A 20,402-nucleotide genomic window follows, 5' to 3' on the forward strand; every position below is an offset into this window, starting at 1 on the left:
GCTGCCCGTCATCATTGGATCTTGAACCAATGGCGCCCGAATGGCGGCCCCCGAGGTATTTTTGAACATAAGAAGGATCAGGCAGTGGTCAGATTGGCCTGGACCTGCTGCGCTGCTTTTTCCAGGCGGATCATGGCTTGCGCGATATCGTCCTCAGTCAGGGTCAGCGGTGGCAACAGGCGGATCACATTGTCGGCAGCAGGGACGGTGATGACCTCATTGTCATAGCCCGCATTCACCACGTCGATATTGGTGGGCTTACATTTCAGGCCCAGCATCAGACCAGTGCCGCGCACCTCTTCGAAAACATCCGGGTGGTCGGCAATCAGCCCTTCGAGTTTCTGACGCAGAAGGCCCGCCTTGCGGTTCACACCTTCTAGGAAGGCAGGGGTTGCCACTTGGTCAATCACTGCGCAGCCCACGGCGCAGCCCAGCGGGTTGCCGCCATAGGTCGATCCATGAGTGCCTGCGGTCATGCCGTTGGCGGCGTCTTCGGTGGCCAGGACGGCGCCCAGGGGGAACCCTCCGCCTATGCCTTTGGCAACCATCATGATATCCGGCGTGATCCCAGCCCATTCGTGGGCGAAGAGCTTGCCGGTTCGGCCCACGCCGCATTGCACTTCGTCAAGGATCAGCAGCAGGCCATTGTCGTCGCAGATCTGGCGCAGCGCTTTCATTTCCGCATCGGGGATAGGGCGGATACCGCCCTCGCCCTGCACCGGTTCGATCAGAATCGCGGCGGTTTTCTCGGTGACGGCGTTGGTCACTCCGTCCAGATCGCCAAATGTCAGGTGCACGAAGCCAGGCAGCAGCGGGCCAAAGCCCTTGGTCATCTTCTCGGACCCCGCAGCGGCGATACCTGCCGAGGAGCGACCGTGGAACGAACCGTCGAATGTGATGATCTCGACCCGTTCTGGCTGACCTTTGTCATAGAAATGCTTGCGGGCCATTTTCACGGCCAGTTCACAGGATTCCGTTCCGGAATTGGTGAAAAACACCGTATCGGCAAAGGTATGTTCCACCAGCTTGTCGGCCAAGGCCTGCTGCTGGGGAATGTGATAGAGGTTCGACACGTGCCACAGCGCATGCGCCTGTTCGGACAACGCGTTCACCAGCGCCGGATGCGCATGGCCCAGCGCGTTCACGGCGATCCCGGCGCCAAGATCAAGGAAACGTCGGCCATCCGCCTCGGTCAGCCAGGCGCCCTCACCTTTCACGAAGGTCAAAGGCGCGCGATTATAGGTCGGCAGAACGGACGGGATCATGGGATCATCCTTTTTGGATCAGTTGAGCCTCGTGAGTGAAACACGAAGGCCCTATTCGTCAACAGATTTGGTGGAGTTTGCGCGGAATTACAGTGCGCAATAGATCAAACAGGCCGGTTACGCAGTGATGCGTCGACGTCGGAGGCGCAGGATATGTGCAGTCTTGATCATGCAAGCGCGTATAGCGAGGTCTGCACCAACTGGGAACCCCGAAATGGACGCGTGGTCGAATTTCCGTCCAAAGGTGAACTTGTCCCTTGCTATTTGAAGCTCCTTGGCGCACCGCTGGCCCATGACACCCGCCCGCCATAACCCGCCGTTCGCGGCCTTGCTGATCATTGCAGCCAGCGCGCTTCTTGCCGGGACAACCCTGCTGGCCAAGGCGTTGGGAACAGATGAGTTGGGCCCAGCCCTGCACCCGATGCAGATCAGCCACGGGCGGTTTATGTTCGCGTTTATGGTCATTGTCAGCGCAGTTGGCATTCTGCGCCCGCGCCTGAGCCGCCCGCATTGGGGGCTGCATATCGGGCGCACCAGCTTTGGCTGGTTGGGGATCACACTGATGTTCGCTTCGGTCGCGTTTATCCCGCTCGCCGATGCCACTGCGATATCCTTCCTGAACCCGGTTTTCGCCATGGTGCTAGCAATTCCATTGCTACGGGAAACCATCGGCCCGTGGCGCTGGCTTGCAGCAGCGGTCGCTTTGGCCGGAGCTTTGATCTTGCTGCGCCCCACCCCCGACAGTTTTCAACCCGCCGCGTTGCTGGCGCTGACAGCTGCCGTGGTGATCGGGATGGAGCTGATTTTCATCAAGAAGCTCTCGGGCCGAGAGATTCCCATCCAGATTCTGCTGATCAACAATGCGATGGGCCTGACTATCGCCTCGGTCGCGGTCAGCTTCGTGTTCCAGATGCCCACCCCACAGCAATGGGCGGCACTGGCCGGAATCGGAGTGCTGATGGCCTGTGCACAGGCGTGTTTCGTCAACGGAATGGCGCGGGCGGACGCATCATTTGTTGCACCGATCAGCTATGTCACGCTCATCTTTGCCGCGTTCTATGATTTCGCCATTTTCCGCGTTGTGCCTGATTGGATTAGCACGCTGGGCGCCACGATCATCCTGACCGGAGGTCTGATCCTCGTCTGGCGCGAAGGACGGCAGCGTCAGGCCTTGAGCCGATAACCTGTTCGCAACATCTGCCAGGTCGCCGCGCCTACCAAAAGGGTTGCGCCTGCGCAGATAACCATCCCCAGCCACGCAGAGCTATCGGACACCCCGATCATCCCATATCGCAGCCCGTCGATCAGATAGAAAACCGGGTTCACGTGGCTCAGGCGGTTCAATACGGGTGGTAGAGCCTCTACCGAGTAAAATGTGCCCGACAGGAATGCCAGTGGCGTGACGATAAAATTGGTAATCGCCGCCATCTGGTCGAATTTATTGGCGAAAATCCCGGCGAACAGGCCAAGTGCACCCATGAAAGCCCCGCCCAGTACCACAAAAATCAACGCGATAAGTGGGTTTTGCGGCACGATACCCAACACCAGGGCCAAAGCTATGGCGACCACCAGCGCGATCAGAACGCCCCGCGCAATCCCGCCTGCCAGATAACCCAACAGGATCTCCAGCGGCGACAAGGGCGGCATCAGCGTATCGACAATGTTGCCCTGCACCTTGGCGATTACCATCGACGAAGACGTATTGGCAAAAGCGTTCTGGATCACGGTCATCATCATGATCCCGGGCGCCAGAAAGGTCAGGAAAGGCACACCCATAACGTCCGAACGGCTGGGGCCGATGGCTATGTTGAAGATCAGCAGAAACAGGCCCGCCGTCACCAAAGGGGCCAACAAGGTCTGTGTCCACACCCCCATGAACCGAAGCGTTTCGCGTTGCGCCAGGGTGAAAAGGCCCATCCAATTCACCGCGCCAAAGCGGCGCGCGTCCTGTTCGATCAGATTCTGCATGACCCACCCCATGGCTGATTCGAGAACCGCTTGTAACTCGGGCGGCAGTGATTAGAATAGGGCGCTGAGATGATTTCCCAAGGCGGCCCGAATCCGGGGCCGCTTTCCGCTTTTGAAAGGCAAATGATGTCCTGGACTGACGAGCGTGTAGAGCTGCTGAAAAAGATGTGGGGCGAGGGCCAGTCGGCCAGCCAGATCGCCAAGGAACTGGGCGGCGTGACCCGCAATGCGGTGATCGGCAAGGTTCACCGTCTGGGCCTGTCGAACCGCGCAACCGGCGCGACCCCGGCCAAGGCCGAACCGAAGGAAAAACCGGCCCCCGCTGCGCCCAAGGCCGAGGCCAAACCGAAACCCGCGCCCAAGACCGAACCCGCGCGCCCCGCACCCGCTCCGACGGCCGAGGCGAAGCCCGCCGTGCCCGCCCGCCGCCAGATCATCCCGGCCGGTCAACCGCTGCCGCCGCAGCCTTCGGCCAACGAAATCAGCCCCGAGGCTCTGGCCAAGGTCAACGAGGTCGAGAAGAAGGCCAAGAAGCTGACGCTGATGGAACTGACTGAGAAAACCTGCAAATGGCCCGTCGGCGACCCCGCAACCGAGGATTTCTGGTTCTGCGGCCTGCCGGTTGAGGCCGGTAAGCCTTATTGCGAGGCGCATGTGGGCGTGGCCTTCCAACCCATGAGCTCGCGCCGCGATCGTAGGCGGTGATTGGGAACACCGGAACCTAAATAGACATTGTAGAGCTTGAAAAGAGTGGAGGCGTTTCGTGGAGCCTCCTACTGGAAGTGTTGTAAATTCAAGAACTACGCAAGGCGCAACGAGTCCTCACAAGGAAAACACCCTCGCTGAAAGCTGCGAGGGTGATTTGGGTCCGAGCGTCGGCTGGGCGGACAAAGCCGTCACTCAGTCGTTGGGTGGTTCATAGGGATCCGGCGTTCCCGGGGGGATCGGAGGAAACTTCTCGAATGTAGCGAGGTGCTCCTGCAACTGTGGCAGAGCCTTTTCAGCCGCCCATGTGTGCGGGAAGAGTACGCTTTCACGCTCGTGTGGGTCATTCAAAAGGTTATAGAGCCTTGGTGTGTCGAAAGACTCCGTTGCACCAAAAGCCGTCGTATTCTCTTTGAAAAGAACTTTCCAATCCTTCCATTTTACGCCGAATATCTGCTCACCCATGTAGACGATCACGCCTTCTCGGTTTGAGTTTGGTTGGTCACCAAGAAAGAACTTTGACTGGTCGACACCATCAAAGGCTCTGTCATCAGGTACCTTGCCCCCTGCGAAAGCCGCAAGTGTCGGATAGAGATCCATTGAGTGGACAACATCGTTGCTTTCAGAACCGGCAGGGATCTTTCCCGGCCACTTGATTGCAAAGGGTACACGCATACTTCCTTCGAGGCTGGTGAATAGAGTACCGCGCCAAGGTCCGGCCGTACCATGTACCGCAGGAACTGGCGAGACGTTGGCGTTCCCAACCGGAAGAGCTTCGGGGCCGTTGTCAGCAGTAAATATCACCACGGTGTCGTCGGAAACGCCTGCTGCCTCAATCGCATCAACAATGCGCCCGATATAGCTATCTGTTTGAAACAGAATGTCGGCCCAGACGCCGTTTCCAGTGGCGCCTTCGAACTCCTCGGACACGATGTTTGGATAGTGGGTCTGAGTATAAGCAAGATAGATGAAAAACGGCGCGTCTTCGGTACTCTTTGCTTCGATAAACTCGATGGCCTTTTTCGTCAGGTCGCCATCTATTTCGCCGCGATAGTCCAGATCGTAGTCTTGAGCGATGGTTGCTGGCTCGCCAGCAACACCTTGCATCACAACCGGCTCTTCCATGTTGGCATCGGCAAAACCCGGAAGCGTGCGCCAGACTGTAACGTCAGTGGTCTCTACGCCGTAAAACTCATCGAATCCTTGATTCGTTGGATAGCGCCCTTCGGTCCATCCAAGGTGCCATTTCCCGTACATGGCCGTGCTGTATCCTACATCCTTCAGCATCTCGGCCATCGTGATTTCCCATTGGGTCAGACCGTAAACGCCACCTCCCAGTGGGACCGTATGGTTGCCGCTCCGGATGCCGTACCGTCCAGTCATGGTCGCTGCGCGGGACGGCGTGCACTGGCTTTCCACGTTGAAGTTCGTGAGTCGTAGTCCTTCCGCAGCGAGGGCGTCCATCTCGGGAGTCGCAGTACCACGGATTATGCCACCTCCATTGAACCCGGGTTCGCCCCACCCAAAATTATCTAAAAATATGAATACGATGTTAGGTTTTTCTTGAGCCGAAGCGGCCTCGGCAAATAGAAGAGATGAGGACAGTAGGAATGTGCGGGACAACCACTTCATAATAACATCTCCAAATTAGGCTCACGGACTCAAGACTGTCGAACGAAGCTGCCAGTCGTCAAGAACGGCCACTCGTTGCGGTATTTTCTCACAGTGGTAGAGCGTCAGAATTGCGGGCGAAGCTGCGGTCCGGTTTTGGTCGAATCTCCCTCAGGCTCTCTTTTGCTCAACAAAGAAAAACCGTTGTTTTCCTTGACGAACAACCGACTCAGATGTTGCCATAAGCTGGCATTCAGCTCGGCTGGGAGGTTCATATGAAGTTTTTTCTAACGACATCGACAGCAATAGTTTCCGCAGCATTCATAACAAGCTCTTCACATGCTCAAGAGGCCGCACAAGGTGGGCTAGTCGGAGAGATGACTATATCGGTTGATGATATGCGTGAACCCGCACCCGCCGATTTCTCACCCTATGCAGGTCGAGACTTTCCTACACGCCCGCTGTGGGGTGACACTCACCTGCACACATCAAATTCACTCGATGCCCGCGGATTTGGCGTTATTCTTAGCCCCGACGATGCCTATAGGTTTGCACGTGGTGAGGAAGTCACCACATCACATGGCCTCCGTGTGAAGTTATCGCGCCCGCTCGACTGGCTTGTTGTATCCGATCATTCTGACGCCATGGGTGCAATGAATGAAATCATCGCGGGAAACTCCACACTGATGCGCGATGCAACGCTCAGAGACTGGAGCGAACGGCTTAATGCGGGCGGAGACGTTGCACTTGGCGCCACTATGGAAGTTATTGAAACCTTTGCTGGCATCACGGGCGAGGCACTTCCCGAGGCTGTTGCAGATCGAAGGTTTGTGCAATCCGTATGGGACGAGTTCACGCAAACTGCGGATCATCACAATGACCCTGGCACATTCACTGCGTTCATCGGATACGAGTGGACATCTACCGAAGCTGGCAACAACCTCCACCGCAATGTGATCTACCGGGATGATGCCATTCGCGCTCGGCAAATGTTGCCCTTCACAACTGCGGAAACATTTAATCCGGAACGGCTTTGGGACTGGATGGAAACTTATGAACTAGAGACTGGTGGTCGTGTACTGGCCCTTGCTCACAACGGCAACGTCTCCAACGGTTTGATGTTTCCGGTCGAGACAAACCCTGAAACGGGTGAGCCTTTGACAGAAGACTACGCAGAGCGGCGTGCCAAGTGGGAGCCGATGTATGAGATTACCCAGATCAAAGGTGATGGAGAAACTCACCCGTTTCTCAGCCCGAACGATGAGTTCGCTGACTATGAAACCTGGGACAAATCCAATCTGGGTCCGACACTCAAAGAAGACTGGATGCTTCAGTACGAATACGCCCGCGAGGCCTTGAAGAACGGTCTCAAGCTAGAAGCTCAGCTCGGCACCAATCCATACAAGTTCGGAGTAGTGGGCTCGACCGACAGCCATACTGCTTTGGCAACGGCGGAAGAAGACAATTTCTTTGGCAAACACTCTGGCGTCGAGCCGGAACCTGGCCGTTGGCAGCATGTCGTTGGCGAGTTCGATGCCTTGAGGATTCTCGGGTGGGAAATGGCAGCCTCAGGCTATGCAGCGGTTTGGGCTCAGGACAACACACGCGAAGCCATCTTCGACGCCATGGAACGGAAAGAAGTATACGGGACAACCGGTAGTCGCATCGCGGTTCGTTTCTTTGGTGGTTGGGATTTTACGGAAGCTGACGCAAGATCTCGATTGCCCGCAGAAATTGGATATGAAAAAGGCGTTCCGATGGGTGGGGACCTCGCGGACGCGACACAAGGCGCGGACGCCCCAACCTTCCTGGTTGCTGCGCTGAAAGATCCGTTCTCCGGCAATCTCGACCGTGTTCAGATTGTGAAAGGTTGGCTAAATTCCAGCGGCGAAACTGAAGAGCGGGTCTATGACGTGGCTTGGTCGGGAGACCGAGAACGCGATGCGGACGGCAACCTGCCAGCGGTGGGGAACACCGTGGATGTTGCAACGGGTACGTTTACGAATTCAATAGGTTCCCCGGAACTGATCACCGTTTGGAAAGACCCGGATTTCGATCCTTCTATGAGCGCTTTCTACTATGCCCGTGTCTTGGAAATTCCCACACCGAGATGGACAATTTACGATGCTGTTCGGTTCGGAGACGAACTGCCTGCCGAGGTGCCCACGTCAACTCAGGAACGTGCTTACACTTCGCCAATTTGGTATACTCCCGGGGGCTGAAATATACCTAAGCTGTCATCGTTACGGCAAAAGCCCGGCAGTTCCTGTCGCAGCAACACTAGGCTAGTGCGTTCATGCGAACGTCCGCTTAGGACGCGACACGGCCATTCGTTGCGTAGTACATCAGAAACTGCTTAGCGGACAAAGTGCCTGCTGTTTATGGAACGCGGTCGCTCTTGACTGTTCGCTTTGCAAAGTCATTCAATACTTATTGGCCAAATGCGTGAAACGGGATGTTGTAGATGCCACGTGATACGAAACTAATCCTATGCCCGCTAAACCTTCGTCACGTCAGGTTGGACTACAGCGCCTACGAAGAAGCAATCGCAATGGCCAGGCGCAGAGAAGCGCGGCTTCTCGTGGTGACAGTTGCGCCAGAAATGGAGCGAAACTTGAATATTCGCGACTCTGTTGGCTATTGGAGCGAGCAATTGGAGAAGTTTGTGATAGATCACCCGGCGGAAGGCGTCGAATTAGAAACTGTTGTTCGAACCGGTGCTGTGCATCGGCAAATCGTAAAGCTCGCCGATGAACGCAACGTGGATATGATCGTGATGGAGGCGGCCAACCCAAAGATTCAGGATTACCTCCTGGGAACGACCGCCAGCCACGTAGTGACACATGCCAGTTGCTCGGTTTTTGTTGTTCGGCACTAGTTGATTCAAAAACCTCGGCAACCCGATGTGATGGCTCCCTTATTTTAGGAAGCCATCATTGATTTTGTCCGCTTGCTACAGCTTTTTGTACTCGGATCGCAGAGCCAGCCACAGACAGTAGCACATAATGAGGATCACCAGTGTAAATGGAATCCCCATTGACACGGCAGCACCTTGGAGGGCGTTCAATCCACCGCCTAGAAGAAGCGCAATTGCAACCAAACCTTCCAAAGTGCACCACCAAACACGCTGAACAACGGGCGCATCCAGTTTACCACCTGCGGTGATAGTATCGATAACCAACGACCCTGAATCAGATGACGTGACAAAGAAGATCACAATCAAAATCAGCGAGATCGGGGCGACGATATTGTACAGAGGCAACTCCTTGAGGAAGCCAAACAGGGCGCCCTCCGGCGCATAACTGTCGATGACGGTTGCTTTGACGCCTTCAGCGCTACCTGCGTTCAGCATGTCAATCGCGGCCCCTCCAAAAGTGGACATCCACAATGCGCAGACCGCCGTAGGAGCAATAAGGGCACAAAGAACAAACTCACGCACCGTACGACCCCGAGAGATCCGGGCAATGAACATTCCCACGAAAGGAGACCATGCAATCCACCATGCCCAGTAGAACGTAGTCCACCCATGGAAAAAGCTGGTATCCTCTCTGCCAAAGGGATTGGAGAGCGCAGGTAGCAGCGTGACATAGTCTACCATGACTGAAACGTAACGAGCAATTGCGGCCGCCACCCCGGTCATTGCGATCACAAAAATAAACAGCCCCACAGCCATGATCATGTTGATCTCAGATAGCCGTTTCACACCGGCATCCATTCCCAACAAAACAGAACCAAGCGCAATGAGCGTGATCGCGACAATGATGATGACGGTCAATGTGGGCGAAGGCGTGATGCCAAACACTTCATTCAAACCTGCGGCAACCTGTTGCGCACCGAGGCCCAACGAGGTGGTTAGTCCGAAGAGGGTCGCAAACACGGCCAGCGTGTCGATGACATGCCCCCAGAAGCCCCAGACACGTTCACCGAGTAGCGGAAAGAACGCCGACCTAAGCGTCAGCGGCAGGTTCAAGTTGTATGCAAAAATCGCCAGTGCCAGTCCCACTGCAGCGTACACAGCCCAACCTTCGAGACCCCAGTGATGGATCGTACCAACAACACCGATATACTCATTGCCGGGCTCGGTGATGTCGATGTTTAAGGGGCGCGCATTCCCATCTTCCGAGAAGTTGTAGTACACGGGCTCCAATACACCGAAGAACAGTAGACCGATCCCGATTCCTGCGGCAAACATCATTGCGATCCAACCCGCATACGAGTAGTCGGGTTTCGCATCTTTTCCGCCAATTCTGACCTTTCCGACCGGCAAGACAATGAGCGCCAGGCAGAACAAGGTGATCGCATTCACCGACAACACAAGAAACCAATCAAAGGTGCTGGTCAGCCACGGCCGAAGCCAGCCAAAAAATGCAGCGGCCGCTTCCTGATTGGCCAATGCCACGATCACGAAGCCTAGGATCAGCAAACCAGAAACGATGAAGACAGGGTTATGGATGTCTAACCCGAGGGGTCTGATGTTGTCCTGTCCGAGTTCATATTCAGTCTCGAAATCCCAGACGCGAGGGTCTGGGTCGAGCATCTTTTTTTGACTTGTATCTGACATTTTACCTCCCTAAGCGCATGTGTCATGCGCCTTAGCGTTGCACAACCTGCGGCAATCTGTCCAACATTCAGTCAGACGCAGCTGCCACGATTGACGGTGTTCCAAGGGCCAACACAGCAGAGATTTCGAACAGGACCGGTCAAATCGGCTTACAAATGCGAAAAATTCAACAGGATCAACTTGCCGCGCACCGACCCAGACGTTCGCGCGAAAACGCCGAGACCTGCAAGACTTTATGACATTGTTTTCTGTGGCCCGTATAGCCAGATCAACTGCAACGCAGCCCCCCACTTAGGTTAAGTCCACTTCTGGCTGAAAGCCCCTGCATCTTCGCGGCTGGCTCGATTGCCTCGGGCAGCCCAACTGTCGGTTGGGCAGTTTTGGCGAATTAATGTAGCTTGCTTTTGGCGTTGCCACGAAAACTCCAATTCTGCTTCCCTAAGATGTCTGTTTTGGGCTCGAACCGGACTTTGAAGTGTTGGTGATCATTGGAGCCGTTAGCAAATCGTCAGCCCTTCACTGCGCCGGATGTGATGGCAAATCCGGCATCGGTACCCAGCCCGGCAGATCATCCGGCGAGACCGAGACGTGCAGCCTCTCGGATCGGTCCTTGCCCACTTTCCGGTGCTTGCGCAGCAGGAAAATCTTACCCCAGCCGCGCCATGTGCCCACTGACCGCGCAGCGGTATCGGTAGGGAAGCGGTCGCGCCATCCGTCAGGCAGTGGCAGGCCGTGCATCTCGGCCTTGTCCAGCATCCAGATCAGAGAGATGTTGCTGAGTGGGCGCGCCTCTTCGAACCCGTTCAATTGACCGCCGACATCCCCATGCGTGCCCCGGAACCAGACTTGTTCCACATGGCCCTTGAAATCAGGGGTACATTTCCACAAGACCGGCTCGAACACTTCGCGGGTCTCGTCAAGCGCCATGGCGTGATAGCCGTGGCGGGTTGCCGGGCCAAGCTGGTGGTTGTGAAAGGCGTGACGTTCTTCGGCCCAGCGCCACAGTAGTGGAAGACGTAGGCCCAGCGCTTTTACTGTGTCCCAGACGCCGACCATCTCAATCGCCACATCCTCGTGGCAGAAGGCTCGCCGGAATTCAGCCGCCGCCTTGCCGTTAGCGTTGCACTCATAGTGACGATAGGCCTGTTTGATGTTCCGCTCGGTCGCGTGTTCGGCCTTGAGCAACCCAATCAAGTCGATCACCCCGGCAAGGCTGCGCACCCCGTAGGCTCCACGCGAATAGCCGATGAAGTAAATCCTGTCGCCGGGTTTGTAGCGCGACGCCAGATAGCCGTAAGCACGCCTGATCTGGCGGTTGATCCCCCGCCCCATCATCACGTCCAGCGAGGACTTCCAGTTGTCCCACTGTACCCCAGCTTCGTAAAATACCGAGACCTTGCTGCCCATCTCGCAACACAGACGCAGAGTTTGGCCTGCGTGGGTCTCTCGGCCCGGTTCCAGCGTCGACATGGTCCCGTCGAGGATAATCACATGGCTGATCGGTTCACGGTGGCGCGACTCGGCTGAGTGTTCGGACCGCAGAGGCCGTCCGAGCCATCCCAGTACCTTTCTACTCAGCCGCGACAGATCCATGCGTCAGCAACTCCCATACTCTTTGAGGTGTGAAAGGCATATCTGCCTGTCGCACCCCGTGATCCCAGAGCGCATCCTGAACCGCATTTGCCACTGCGGCCAGCGCGCCCACGGTGCCGGCCTCACCGCATCCCTTCATCCCCATCGGGTTTGAAGTTGACGGAACCGGCGCCGAGGTAAACTTAATCATGGGTATCTCGGCGGCGCGCGGCAAGGCATAGTCCATCAACGAAGCCGTGAGCAGTTGCCCCTGCGCATCATGCACAACACGCTCGGTCAGCGCCTGTCCGATCCCCTGGACCACACCGCCATGTACTTGCCCTTCGGCCAGCATCGGGTTGATAAGGTTACCAAAATCATCGACCACTGTATAGCGGTCGACCCAGGTTTCTCCGGTGTAAGAATCAATGACGATTTCGGCAACATGTGCGCCATTGGGATAGCTGCGCGCATCCAGGTTGGCGCGCGCGTGATGTTGCAGCAGATCAGTACGGCCATCGGCGCGGGCCATATCCGCGGCCTCGGTCAGGGTGGGCGTCAGGTTCGACCCCGGCGCGCGAAAGGTTTCGTGATCGAATGTCACATCGCTTTCCTCCACCCTCATCTTATCAGCCAGATAGGGCGTGAATGCGGCGATCATGACGTCGATTGTCGCCAGTGTGGCTGTGCTTTGCACCGTAACGGACCGAGACCCACCGGTACCGCCACCATGAGGAAGTTGATCGCTGTCGCCCTGCACCACATTGATCAGGTCCACCGGAATTCCGGTCTGATCTGACAGGAAATGGGCATAAACCGTCTCATGCCCCTGCCCGTTCGATTGGGTGCCGACATAGAGGTTCACGGTGCCATCCTCGCAGAACTCCACTTTCGCGTTCTCGGAAGGGTCCCCCAAAATACTTTCGATATAGTAACATACGCCCTGCCCGCGGATCAGGCCGCGTTCGGCATCGGCGGCCTTGCGGGCGGCAAACCCCGCAGTCTGTTCGCCCGCGCGGGACAGGATCATGTTGAAGTCGCCCACATCATAGGTCTCGCCGGTGGCCGAGGTGTAGGGAAACGCCTCGGGGCGGATGAAATTCTTGCGGCGCAGTTCCCACGGGTCCACGCCCAGTTCGCGCGCGGCGCGGTCCATGACGCGCTCTAGCACATAAATCGCCTCGGGGCGGCCCGCACCGCGATAGGCATCGACCTGTGTGGTGTTGGTAAAGAACCCTTCGACCCGCAGATAGGTCGTCTGGACGTCGTAAACGCCCATCAAAACTTTGCTAAACAGGCTAGTCTGAATCGCCTGCCCGAAATGGCTGTTATAGGCACCCAGATTGATCTTGCTGTGAACGCGATAGGCCGTGATCCGGTGATCGGCATCAAAGGCCAGTTCGGCCAGCGAGGTCAGGTCGCGGCCATGATGGTCGGACAGCATCGCCTCGGACCGGTCGGACATCCAGTGCACGGGTTTGCCCAGCTTCTTCGCTGCAACGGCAGTGCAGAAATATTCCGGGTAGGGCATCACCTTCATACCAAAGCCGCCACCTACATCCGGAGTGGTGACGCGGATGTCTTCAGGCTCAACCCGCAGCTTTTGCGCCAGTTGAGCGCGCATGGCCCAAACCCCCTGTCCGCCATAAGCAAAATGCAGGCGACCATCGACCCAGTTGGCCTGACAGCCGCGCGGCTCGATCGAGGCAATGATGACCCGATTGTCCACCACGTTGAGCGATACAGTATGCGCCGCAGCCTGAAACGCGGCCTCGGTCGCGGCCTCGTTGCCCAGACCCCAGTCAAATGCGCGATTATCCGGCGCTTCGGGGTGCAAGGTCTCTCCGCCCGCATCCACGTCCAGCTTGGCGGGGCGTTCGTCAATCTCGACCAAGACCAGTTCGGCGGCGTCACGGGCCTGGGCTTGAGTGTCAGCAATAACCACCGCGATCGGTTCGCCAACAAAGCGCACCCGGTCGGTCGACAGCATGTGACGCGCAGGCGCTGCTGCGGGCGATCCGTCCCGGTTCTTGACCGTCGCCGCATTGATCACGGTGTCGATCCCGGCCTCTTTCAAATCCTCCAGCGTCATCACCAACCGAACCCCATCAGCTGCGCGCGCGCCGTCCAGATCAAGCGCCGTGATCACCCCATGCGCCACCTGCGAGCGGACAAACACGGCGTGCAGGGCACCTTCTGGTACAACATCATCCATGTAGTGTCCCTGCCCGGTCAGAAACCTCTGATCCTCGGTCCGTTTGACGGGCTGGCTTCTGCCGAATTTTTCCATGGGGCGACCCTCCTGCGCGGTTCCGAAGGCGACCCTAGCCCGAGTGTGGGCGATGTCCAGAAAAAGACAGGGGTTTGGACTTTAAGTTCTGCGGGATTCCGATAGCCTCAGACCCCATGACCTGGACACATGATACCGTTTTCCCTTTCTCTGCCGCGATGACGAGCGGCAAGACCGCAACCCATGACGTTTATGCCGGGGGCGAAGGCCCACCCATCCTGATCCTGCAGGAATTGCCCGGGATTGGGCCGGAAACGCTGGATCTGGCCAAACGCCTGAACGGGGCGGGGTTTCGTGTCTACCTGCCGCATATGTTCGGCACCTATGGCAAAGTCACGATGGGCCGCAACATGGCCCGACTGTTCTGCGTCCGGCGCGAGTTCAACATGTTCCTCAAAGGCCGTCAGAGCCCCATTGCGGGCTGGATGCGATCGCTGGCGGCCGAAATCAAGTCCCGCGACAACGCAGCAGGCGTGGGTGTCATCGGTATGTGCCTGACCGGAAGCTTTGCACTGACCATGATGGCTGAGGACGCGGTTCTGGGCGGCGTCGCCAGCCAGCCCGCTCTGCCGATCTTCGGCGGCGATGAACTGCACATGAGCCCCAATGATGTCGCACAAGCCCGTGCTGGTATGGCGACTAAAGGTCCGGGGCTGGCGATGCGTTATGCGGGTGACAAGCTGGCCCCGAAACGGCTGATGTGCGCGCTACAAGACGCCTTTGGTGATGACCTTGAAACGCAGGAATATGAGGGCAAGGATCACTCTCTGCTGACGTTGGATTTCCACGAACCGGCTTATCAGAGGGTGCAGGATTACTTCCGTGCCCGATTTGCCCAGGCCGGATAGCACACGCACCCTTCCCCTTCTTGCGCGCATTCGCTATTGCAATCGCTGACCCGAGATTGATGACGCAGGACGCACCCCATGGCGATGGAAAAGACATTCAACGCGGCCGAGGCCGAGGCCCGCATCTACGAGGCCTGGGAACAGGCCGGAGCCTTCAAGGCAGGCGCGAACCGTTCGCGCGACGAAAGCTTTACCATCATGATCCCGCCGCCCAACGTGACGGGCGCGCTTCATGTGGGGCACGCGTTTAACAACACGCTGCAGGATATCCTGACCCGCTGGCACCGGATGCGCGGGTTTGACACGCTGTGGCAGCCCGGACAGGACCACGCCGGTATCGCCACCCAGATGCAGGTGGAAAAGATGCTGGCCAATACCCAGCAACCAGGACGACGTGAGCTGGGGCGCGAGGCGTTTCTGGACAAGGTCTGGGAATGGAAAGGCGAATACGGCGGCACCATCATCGAACAGCTTAAACGGCTGGGCTCCAGCTGTGACTGGTCGCGCAATGCGTTTACCATGGCGGGCGCACCGCGTGACCCGCGCACCGGCCACGAAAATTCTGCGAATTTTCACGACGCGGTCATCAAGGTTTTCGTCGATATGTACGAAAAGGGCCTGATCTATCGCGGCAAGCGTCTGGTCAACTGGGACCCGCATTTCGAGACGGCGATCTCGGATTTGGAAGTCGAGAACATCGAAACGCCCGGCCATATGTGGCACTTCAAATACCCGCTGGCCGGCGGCGAAACCTATACCTATGTCGAAAAGGACGAGGACGGGAACGTCGTGCTTGAGGAAGAGCGCGACTATATCTCGATCGCCACGACCCGCCCCGAAACCATGCTGGGAGACGGCGCGGTTGCGGTTCATCCGTCGGATGAGCGTTACGCCCCAATCATCGGGAAACTCTGCGAAATCCCGGTTGGTCCGAAAGAACATCGCCGCCAGATTCCGATCATCACCGATGAGTATCCCGATCCCGATTTCGGCTCGGGCGCGGTGAAGATCACCGGCGCGCATGACTTCAACGACAACATGGTCGCCAAGCGCGGCGGCATTCCGATGTACCGCCTGATGGACACCAAAGGCGCGATGCGGGCCGATGGCGCGCCTTATGCCGATGAGGCCGACAAGGCACAGGAATACGCGCGTGGTCGCGAATTCACCGAGAACGAGATCGACGCGATCAACCTGATCCCCGATCACCTGCGCGGCCTCGATCGGTTCGAAGCGCGCGCGAAAGTCGTCGAAGATATCACTGCTGACGGCCTGGCCGTGATGACCCGCGCAGATGACCCTCGTCTGGGTGTGAAGCTGGGCGAGGATGACGACCCGTCGGCGCTGGTGCCGCTGGTCGAGAGCAAACCGATCATGCAGCCCTTCGGCGATCGTTCGAAGGTGGTGATTGAGCCGATGTTCACTGACCAGTGGTTCGTCGACGCCGAAAAGGTCGTCGGCCCTGCGCTGGATGCGGTCAAGGAAGGCACGGTCAAGATCATCCCGGAGTCGGGCGAGAAGACCTATTACCACTGGCTGGAAAACATCGAGCCCTGGTGCATCTCGCGTCAGCTGTGGTGGGGCCATCAGATTCCAGTTTGGTATGGGCTCGATCTGTCGGCCGAGAACTTCAAGGATGACGAAAACGACGGCAACCTTGATCTGGTCGAATTGGGCCGTTTGCTGAACGAAGGCGGCATGCTGCATCGTGGCAATGTCATGGAATGTGCCGCAAGCCTTGAGGCCGTCACTGAAAAATTCCTCGACGATAACGCTGACATTCCTAGCCCTTTGAGCCACGCGACGGTCATCGAAGTCGCAGACAAGCATGAAGCGATCCATCAGTTCGCTGAAAGCCTTGCCCATTACGCGGTCGAACAAGACCCGACCAAGCTGGTCTATCCGGTGTGGCGCGACCCCGACGTCCTCGACACGTGGTTCTCCTCCGGCCTCTGGCCCATCGGCACGCTGGGCTGGCCCGAGCAGACCGAGGAACTGGAGCGCTACTTCCCCACCGATGTTCTGATCACCGGCTTTGACATCCTGTTCTTCTGGGTCGCCCGGATGATGATGATGCAACTGGCCGTGGTCGATCAGATCCCGTTCCACACTGTCTACCTGCACCAGCTCGTCCGCGACGAGAAGGGCAAGAAGATGTCCAAGACCACCGGCAACGTCATCGACCCGCTGGAGATCGTGGACGAATTCGGCGCCGACGCCCTGCGCTTTACCAACGCCTCGATGGCGGCGATTGGCGGCGTGCTGAAACTGTCCCGCGAGCGCATCACCGGCTATCGGAACTTCGGCACCAAACTGTGGAACGCCGTCCGCTTTGCCGAGATGAACGAGGTTTTCACCGACGCCGTGCCGCAACTGGACGTGGCCGACCTGAAGCCCAAAGCCGCCGTAAACCGCTGGATCATCGGCGAAACCGCCCGCGTGCGGGCCGAGGTCGACGCGGCGCTGGAAAGCTATCGCTTCAACGACGCGGCCAACGGGCTCTATGCCTTTGTCTGGGGCAAGGTCTGCGACTGGTATGTGGAATTGTCGAAACCCCTGCTGCAAGGCGATGACGCCGAGGCGCAGGCCGAAACCCGCGCCACCATGCGCTGGGTTCTGGATCAGTGCATGGTCTTGCTGCACCCGATCATGCCCTTCATCACCGAGGAACTCTGGGGCCTGACCGGCGACCGCGCGAAAATGGTCGTCCACGCCGACTGGCCGACATATGGCACCGAACTGGTCGATGCCGATGCGGATCGTGAGATGAACTGGGTGATCTCGGTCATCGAAAACACCCGCTCGGCCCGTGCCCAGATGCGGGTTCCAGCGGGGCTCTACGTGCCGATGCTGGTGACAGAAATCGACGCCCACGGCCAAGCCGCATGGGACCGCAACGAGGCGCTGATCAAGCGTCTGGCCCGGATCGACAGCCTGACCAAGGCCGATGCGCTGCCCAAAGGCACGATTTCCATCGCCGCCCCCGGCGCGTCCTTCGGCCTGCCGCTGGCGGATATCATTGACATCGGTGCCGAAAAGGAACGGCTGGAAAAAGCCAAAGGCAAGCTGGCCAAGGAACTGGGCGGTCTGCGCGGGCGTCTGAACAACCCCAAGTTCGTGGCCTCGGCCCCGGAAGAGGTTGTCGAAGAAGCCAAAGCCAACCTCGCCGCCCGCGAAGAAGAAGAGGCTAAACTGAACGAGGCGCTGGCCCGTTTGGAAGAAATAGCCTGATCTTCTTCTCGTTCCATATACGGAAATCCCAAACCTCGCCGCACCACCCGTGGCGGGGTTTTCAGTTTCAGAGACAGCCTTTAGAATAGTGCCATGTTCGGGTCGCTAGCAAAACTCATCGAACGCCAGATCCAAAAGGCGCAGGCCGAGGGGCAGCTAGAGGGCCTTGAAGGCGAAGGCCGCCCCCTGCCCGACCGATCCTGCGAAGCGCAAACCGATCCTGCTTTGGCCGCCGGGCATCGGATCATGGCGCAGGCCGGTGTTTTGCCCGAAGAATTCACGATCAAGAAACAACTCGACGCTGCCAGGCAGGACTATGCCACACTGAGCGATCCGCAAGCGCGCAAACGGGCGATGGCGCGCATCGCCGATCTTGAGACGCGCTATAACATGGCCCGCGACGCCCGCCGCGCATTTATGCGCTGATCACTTGAAGACGGGCTTGCGACCTTGCATTTGGGCCGCGATGACCTCCATCTGCTCGGGCTTGCCAATCAACTCAACCTGTTCGGCGGATTCGGCCATCAGCACCTCGGCGCGAGGTTGAGTTTCGGCCAGATCGATCAGCCGCTTGGCCGCGCGGATGGCCGACGGGCTGCGGCCCCCGATGTCTTCGGCAAGCGCTATGGCCTCGGTCAGTGGATCGTCAGAGAGTTTGGTCACCAAACCCCAATCCGCCGCCTGCGACGCACCGATAGGCCGCGCAGTATAAGTCAACAGACGCAGAACGTCGGAGCGGACCAGCTTGGGCAGCAACACCATACCGCCCATATCGGGGATGATGCCCCACTTCATCTCCATCACGGCCAGTTTGGTGTCAGGATGCGCGATGCGCACATCCGCACCCAAGGCGATCTGCAACCCGCCGCCATAGGCCACGCCCTGAATTGCGCAAATTACCGGCATGGGTAGGCGTCGCCAGATCAGGGCCAGTTCCTGCATCTCGTTGGCATCTTCGTGACTGCGGGCCATCAGCCATTCGCGCGGGTCGATATGGGCCATCTTGGCAAAGCTCGCCATATCCAGACCAGCGCAGAAACTCTTACCTTCGCCCGACAACACCACCGCTCGCGCGTCCGAAGCCGCCACTTCTTGCCCCGCAGACAAAATCGCCTTGATCATCGCGTCATCCAACGCGTTCATCTTGTCGCCGCGCGTCAGCGTGACATGAGCGATGTGATCTTTGTATTCGACGGATACGCGTGACATGCGGACCTCCCATTACCGGTTGAGGCAAGCATGCCTGCAAGTGCCACCAAGTTCCAGATCAACGTTAGGGCAGCTTTTCGGCAGGCATTCGGCCGAACCACGGCGAATCCAGTGTCATGACATAGAAGTCATCACCTACAATCCGCCCTGCCGTCGTGATGCCCAAACGTCCAGCGGGGTCTTGCAGATTTTGCAGGATCGTCCCGTCGCCGTCGAAGAGGATCACCATACCCCGATGGATCGGGGCAGGCCGGACCATCGGCCCCAACCGCCAGATCACCTTGCGCAGAAACGGATAGGGCATCAGCGCCTCGGTCGGTACGCGCGGGCTGGCGAAGGCCAGCCAATAGGTGCCGTCGTCCTGGGCTTTGATATTGTCTGGATAGCCCGGCAGGTTGTCCAGAAACACCTCTTGTGTTCCCGCTTTGGGACCAGTCAACCACAGCCTGTGCACTCGTGCGCGCCCGGTCTCAGCAATCAGCAGAAAATCTTCGTCAGGCGACAGCGCGACCCCATTGGTATAAACGAAACCTTCGGCGATCTTTTCGACGGCTCCCTCCGGGGAATAGCGGGCGACATAGCCAGTGGGCGATTGCTCCCAAATCGTCAGAACCGAAGTGGGTTTGGTACCCCCCATGGTTTCGGGGTCGAAACGGTCAGACGAGTTCGAGAAATAAACCGTGCCATCACGCCCGACGTCCAGATTGTTGGCGTAGATCACCGGTGCGCCGTCAATTTCAGAGACCAGCGTTTCCAAATTCCCCGGCCCGGTCCAGCGCATCAGTCCCCGATAGCTGTCCGAGATATAGAGGGCTCCGTCAGGACCGGCCTTCAGACCCAACGGTCGGCCGCCAAGATCGTCGACCTTCTGCGGCGCATCCTGATCAATGCGATAGAGCGCTCCGGACTGTGTGGTCGTAAAGACTGTGCCATCAGGCAGACCAGCAATGTCTTCAGGGCCCTCCTCGCCGTCGGGCAGGGAGATCAGTTCAAGCCGATCCAGCGCGTTGTTTTCGGCGAATTCGCCCGTAAAACCAGGGGCCTTTGGGGCGTCCCAGACGACGGGCTCAACTGCGACCGGCCAAAAAAGCAGATAGGCGAGACCAATTAGGATCAGACCGATTGCGATGCGCATGTGCGCT

The 20,402-nt window shown here is 58.0% G+C and carries 15 protein-coding genes; 7 read left to right on the top strand and 8 right to left on the bottom strand.

All coding sequences use genetic code 11. From position 1 onward, the window contains the following. Positions 1-77 precede the first annotated feature (77 nt). Complete coding sequence (locus tag ACR3E7_RS08925) at positions 78-1,265, bottom strand: acetylornithine transaminase (RefSeq protein ID WP_480502751.1); 1,188 nt, start codon at positions 1,263-1,265, stop codon at positions 78-80. A 292-nt stretch (positions 1,266-1,557) separates the two neighbouring features. Here ACR3E7_RS08925 and ACR3E7_RS08930 point away from each other — a divergent pair, with 292 nt between their 5' ends. After that, entirely contained in the window at positions 1,558-2,448 is an 891-nt protein-coding gene (locus ACR3E7_RS08930; protein ID WP_480502752.1) for a DMT family transporter, read from the top strand. On the opposite strand, the gene ACR3E7_RS08935 is transcribed toward ACR3E7_RS08930, so the two are convergent. Continuing rightward, a complete protein-coding gene (locus ACR3E7_RS08935; RefSeq protein WP_170790423.1) occupies positions 2,430-3,233 on the bottom strand; it encodes an ABC transporter permease in 804 nt (267 codons plus the stop codon). The two genes, ACR3E7_RS08930 and ACR3E7_RS08935, sit on opposite strands and share 19 nt — an antisense overlap. Positions 3,234-3,359: 126 nt before the next feature. Here ACR3E7_RS08935 and ACR3E7_RS08940 point away from each other — a divergent pair, with 126 nt between their 5' ends. Further along, positions 3,360-3,938: a GcrA family cell cycle regulator gene (locus ACR3E7_RS08940; RefSeq protein WP_170770617.1), complete on the top strand. Its 579-nt coding sequence runs from the start codon at positions 3,360-3,362 to the stop codon at positions 3,936-3,938. A gap of 195 nt (positions 3,939-4,133) precedes the next feature. Here ACR3E7_RS08940 and ACR3E7_RS08945 read toward each other — a convergent pair whose 3' ends face one another. Continuing rightward, positions 4,134-5,570, bottom strand: coding sequence for an arylsulfatase (locus tag ACR3E7_RS08945; RefSeq protein ID WP_480502753.1), 1,437 nt, complete (start codon positions 5,568-5,570; stop codon positions 4,134-4,136). 377 nt (positions 5,571-5,947) lie between these two features. Here ACR3E7_RS08945 and ACR3E7_RS08950 point away from each other — a divergent pair, with 377 nt between their 5' ends. Together ACR3E7_RS08950 and ACR3E7_RS08955 are read left to right on the top strand one after the other, a co-directional pair. Continuing rightward, positions 5,948-7,771 (top strand): DUF3604 domain-containing protein, encoded by a 1,824-nt coding sequence (locus ACR3E7_RS08950; RefSeq protein WP_480502754.1) that lies wholly within the window; start codon positions 5,948-5,950, stop codon positions 7,769-7,771. Positions 7,772-8,013: 242 nt separating this feature from the next. Next, positions 8,014-8,427 (top strand): universal stress protein, encoded by a 414-nt coding sequence (locus ACR3E7_RS08955; protein WP_480502755.1) that lies wholly within the window; start codon positions 8,014-8,016, stop codon positions 8,425-8,427. A 75-nt stretch (positions 8,428-8,502) separates the two neighbouring features. On the opposite strand, the gene ACR3E7_RS08960 is transcribed toward ACR3E7_RS08955, so the two are convergent. From ACR3E7_RS08960 to ACR3E7_RS08970, 3 genes are all read right to left on the bottom strand, one after another. Beyond that, on the bottom strand, positions 8,503-10,110 hold the full coding sequence (locus tag ACR3E7_RS08960) for a BCCT family transporter (RefSeq protein ID WP_170770029.1): 1,608 nt from the start codon (positions 10,108-10,110) through the stop codon (positions 8,503-8,505). A gap of 516 nt (positions 10,111-10,626) precedes the next feature. Beyond that, positions 10,627-11,703, bottom strand: coding sequence for a DUF2235 domain-containing protein (locus tag ACR3E7_RS08965; RefSeq protein ID WP_480502756.1), 1,077 nt, complete (start codon positions 11,701-11,703; stop codon positions 10,627-10,629). Next, complete coding sequence (locus tag ACR3E7_RS08970) at positions 11,681-13,972, bottom strand: xanthine dehydrogenase family protein molybdopterin-binding subunit (RefSeq protein ID WP_480502757.1); 2,292 nt, start codon at positions 13,970-13,972, stop codon at positions 11,681-11,683. The genes ACR3E7_RS08965 and ACR3E7_RS08970 overlap by 23 nt, the downstream gene beginning before the upstream one ends. Positions 13,973-14,088: 116 nt before the next feature. On the opposite strand from ACR3E7_RS08970, the gene ACR3E7_RS08975 reads away from it, so the two are divergent. The 3 genes from ACR3E7_RS08975 (at position 14,089) to ACR3E7_RS08985 (ending at position 18,477) form a co-directional block, all read left to right on the top strand. After that, entirely contained in the window at positions 14,089-14,820 is a 732-nt protein-coding gene (locus ACR3E7_RS08975) for a dienelactone hydrolase family protein (RefSeq protein ID WP_480502758.1), read from the top strand. Between the two features lie 78 nt (positions 14,821-14,898). Then, positions 14,899-18,051 (top strand): valine--tRNA ligase, encoded by a 3,153-nt coding sequence (locus ACR3E7_RS08980; protein ID WP_480502759.1) that lies wholly within the window; start codon positions 14,899-14,901, stop codon positions 18,049-18,051. A 93-nt stretch (positions 18,052-18,144) separates the two neighbouring features. Further along, entirely contained in the window at positions 18,145-18,477 is a 333-nt protein-coding gene (locus ACR3E7_RS08985) for a DnaJ family domain-containing protein (protein WP_480502760.1), read from the top strand. Here the strand turns inward: ACR3E7_RS08985 and ACR3E7_RS08990 are convergent, their stop codons facing one another. Both ACR3E7_RS08990 and ACR3E7_RS08995 read right to left on the bottom strand, forming a co-directional pair. Beyond that, positions 18,478-19,260 (bottom strand): crotonase/enoyl-CoA hydratase family protein, encoded by a 783-nt coding sequence (locus tag ACR3E7_RS08990; protein WP_170770023.1) that lies wholly within the window; start codon positions 19,258-19,260, stop codon positions 18,478-18,480. Between the two features lie 64 nt (positions 19,261-19,324). Then, positions 19,325-20,395, bottom strand: a complete 1,071-nt coding sequence (locus tag ACR3E7_RS08995; RefSeq protein ID WP_480502761.1) for an SMP-30/gluconolactonase/LRE family protein — start codon at positions 20,393-20,395, stop codon at positions 19,325-19,327. Positions 20,396-20,402: the final 7 nt, after the last annotated feature.

It is taken from the genome of Ruegeria sp. BK1 (assembly GCF_056535645.1).